Origin of the sequence: uncultured Rothia sp., assembly GCF_937976295.1 — a bacterium.
Classification (GTDB): Bacteria; Actinomycetota; Actinomycetes; order Actinomycetales; family Micrococcaceae; genus Rothia.
In genome coordinates, this window is sequence record NZ_CALJRY010000200.1 from 1 (window position 1) to 3,292 (window position 3,292).

The following is a 3,292-nucleotide window of genomic DNA, read 5'->3' on the forward strand; positions in this document are numbered from 1 at the left end:
TCGGCACGGAGAGAGCCACCGCGAGGGAAACACCGCCGCGCAGTCCCGCAAAGGTACTCACTACACGGCCACGGAAAGTTGTGCGCAGCTGCTTCTGCTTTTCTGAACGGTCAAGGGCACGAATAATACCGATTGAGACGTGCAGGAAAATAAAACGCGCCGCAATGGAAACAAGCCATGCCACCACAATCACGGCGAACGTCAAAGCCCACGCATAGTTGTATTCACGAAGAACATCATCCACAGGCACTGTGGCGCTGGGCAGCTGAACACCCACGAGCACGAAGAGCGCACCGTTCATGACATAGGAGACAAACGACCAGATGGGCAGACCGTAGAAACGGTTTTGGGGTTTGATGGTATCCGGTCCGCGATAGGTCAGGTAGAAAGCGGCGACCACCACAGCCACCACTCCGGAACCTTTCATGCCCTCAAAAGGCTCGATCTCTTCAGCCAGGAAGAAAGCAATAAACGGCACGGTAAACATGAACACGCTGAAGTTCATGGGGTTGCCGATGTGCGCACGCAGCTTATCCACACCCCATCCGACGGCCAGGCCAACGAGAGTTCCAATCAGGAACGAGAAGAAGAACATTCCGGATGCGGTCCCCAGGGTAAGTTCATGACCACCCGCAACCTGCAGGGCGAGTGCGAAAAGAACTAGGGTGGTGCCGTCGTTAATGAGTGCTTCCGCTTTAAGGGTGGTGATGGAAGATTTGGGGAGTTTGCCGTTGAGCGTTGCCACGGCCACGGCATCGGTGGGGGCGAGCGCCACACCGATAATCAGCGCCACATGCCACAGGTAGACGCCCATAAATGTGTGAAGCACCCAGGCGATAACGAACGCCGTGAAAATTACGAGCACCGTGCCCGAGAGCAGAATGCCGCGCAGACGAGCGCGCGCCTCACGCCAGGAGGTGTTTCGGGTCTCCCAGAACAGCATCACGGGCAGGAAGATTTCGAGAATCACGTGCGGGGGCAACCCAACCTCGCGCACCTCGTGCATGGCGTGAACGGGGATGAGCGCCAGTACAAGCCCCGTGAAAATGAGCATAATGGCGGGGGTTATCCGTATTTTATGGGCGAGGATATTACCCAGAAGAATTGCCAGCGATAGGGCAATGATGACTTCAAGCAATTTGGTGTATTCCTTTTGGATGTGGCGGCTGGTTCATGGTGTGCGTCTGATAGACGGCTGATATCCGCAAGTGTGCGGGTGCCAGGGTGCCCAAAATGTTTTGCTCGTTCCCTGGGCCGTGAGGCTTCCGCGTGGGGACGAGTGCGGGCGTAGCTTCTATATTTTACCGATGCTCAGTGCGGGTGGGTGGATGTTTACCCTGAGCAAAACCTTGCCTTATGGCCGCTCGGGATGTGAGTTTATGGGAGGCGACCTGCGTGCATCCGGCGGGTCTGCTCAGCCGGGCCTGCTCAGCCCATGAACCGCCCTACCCTGACCGCTTTTCATGACGTTTTGTGTCGTTCTGACGTGAACTTCGGGTCGTACTGTGTCAGAGAACAGAAAATCCACCTCCGTGAGTGCGCGCGAACACTCAGAACGTGAGAAGATAAGGTCATGACTGATAACAACACCGTAACCGGCAGCCCGCTTGTTAAGCGCGGCCTGGCCGACATGCTCAAGGGCGGCGTCATCATGGACGTCGTCACCCCCGAACAGGCTAAGATCGCTGAAGATGCTGGCGCTGTTGCCGTCATGGCTCTCGAGCGCGTTCCCGCGGATATTCGTGCGCAGGGCGGCGTGGCTCGTATGTCTGACCCGGACATGATTGAGGGCATCATTGATGCTGTTTCGATCCCGGTCATGGCGAAGGCACGCATCGGCCACTTCGTTGAGGCTCAGATCCTGGAGACCCTGAAGGTCGACTACATTGACGAGTCTGAGGTTCTTTCTCCCGCTGACTACGTGAACCACATTGATAAGCACCAGTTCAAGGTTCCTTTCGTGTGTGGTGCTACCAACCTGGGTGAGGCTCTGCGCCGCATCACCGAGGGTGCCGCTATGATCCGCTCGAAGGGTGAGGCTGGCACCGGTGACGTCTCTGAGGCGACCAAGCACATCCGCACCATTAAGCGTCAGATTGCTGAGCTGCAGGGCCTATACAACACCATGCCCGATGAGCTGTACGTGAAGGCTAAGGAACTGGCTGCACCGTACGAGCTGGTTCTTGAGGTTGCTCAGACCGGTAAGCTGCCCGTGGTCATGTTCACCGCTGGTGGTGTGGCTACCCCCGCTGACGCTGCAATGATGATGCAGCTCGGTGCTGACGGCGTGTTCGTTGGTTCCGGTATTTTCAAGTCGGGCGACCCGGTTGCTCGTGCGAAGGCTATTGTGAAGGCTACCGCTTTCTACAATGACCCGGAGAAGGTTGCTGAGGCTTCTCGCGGCCTGGGTGAGGCTATGGTCGGCATTAACGTTGCTGACATTCCGGCACCGCACCGCCTGGCGGAGCGCGGCTGGTAATTCGTGCGCGCACCCCGCATTCGGGGTGAGTGTTTGATGAGGGGGTGGGGTTCGCTGAGGCGGGTCCCACCCTCCTTGTGTTTGTTGATTTGTGAAGGGAGCGGTGATGGTTGAGAAGGTTCAGCCTGCCGGTGTTTTGCCGGGTGAGGGTTTGACGGTTGGTGTTTTGGCGCTGCAGGGCGGTGTGCGTGAGCACGCGCTGATGCTGGAGTCCCTGGGTGCGCAGGTGCGTTGGGTGCGTACCGGTGAGCAGCTTGAGGGTCTGGATGCGCTGGTTCTGCCCGGTGGTGAGTCGTCGACGATTGACCGCCTGACCCGTATTTTTGGTGTGCGTGAGCCGCTGATTGAGGCGATTTCTTCGGGCATGCCGACTCTGGGTACGTGTGCTGGTCTGATTATGTTGTCGAAGCGTATTGATGATCCGGCGCCGGGTCAGCAGTCGCTGGGTGTTTTGGATGTTTCGGTGGGCCGTAACGCGTTTGGTTCGCAGGTTGATTCTGCGGAGGTGCGCCTGCCGTGGCTGACCCCTGCCGGTGATGAGGTGGTTATTGATACGGCGTTTATTCGTGCGCCGATTGTGACTGGCACTGGTGAGGGTGTGCAGGTGACGGCTCGTCATGAGGGGAAGATTGTGGGTGTGCGTTCGGGCAACCTGATTGGTATTTCTTTCCACCCGGAGGTTACGGGCGATACGACCGTGCATGAGGAGCTGCTGGCTCTGGCACGCGAGGTGAAGGGCAAGTAGCCCCTCCCCCAAAAAAAGCCCGGTAATGACCGTTTAAAGAGTTGTGGCGGTGACCGTTGTTCGGTCAC

At 57.8% G+C, this 3,292-nt stretch carries 3 protein-coding genes; 2 read left to right on the plus strand and 1 reads right to left on the minus strand.

All coding sequences use genetic code 11. The features are described 5' to 3' along the window. Positions 1–1,138: sodium:proton antiporter (locus tag Q0216_RS05525; RefSeq protein ID WP_298593589.1), on the minus strand; the 1,138-nt coding region annotated here is incomplete at its 3' end. Positions 1,139–1,573: 435 nt separating this feature from the next. Between Q0216_RS05525 and pdxS the strand changes: the two genes are divergently transcribed. Then, on the plus strand, positions 1,574–2,479 hold the full coding sequence (gene pdxS / locus Q0216_RS05530; protein WP_049333865.1) for a pyridoxal 5'-phosphate synthase lyase subunit PdxS: 906 nt from the start codon (positions 1,574–1,576) through the stop codon (positions 2,477–2,479). 106 nt (positions 2,480–2,585) lie between these two features. Beyond that, positions 2,586–3,224, plus strand: coding sequence for a pyridoxal 5'-phosphate synthase glutaminase subunit PdxT (gene pdxT / locus Q0216_RS05535; RefSeq protein ID WP_298593591.1), 639 nt, complete (start codon positions 2,586–2,588; stop codon positions 3,222–3,224). Positions 3,225–3,292: the final 68 nt, after the last annotated feature.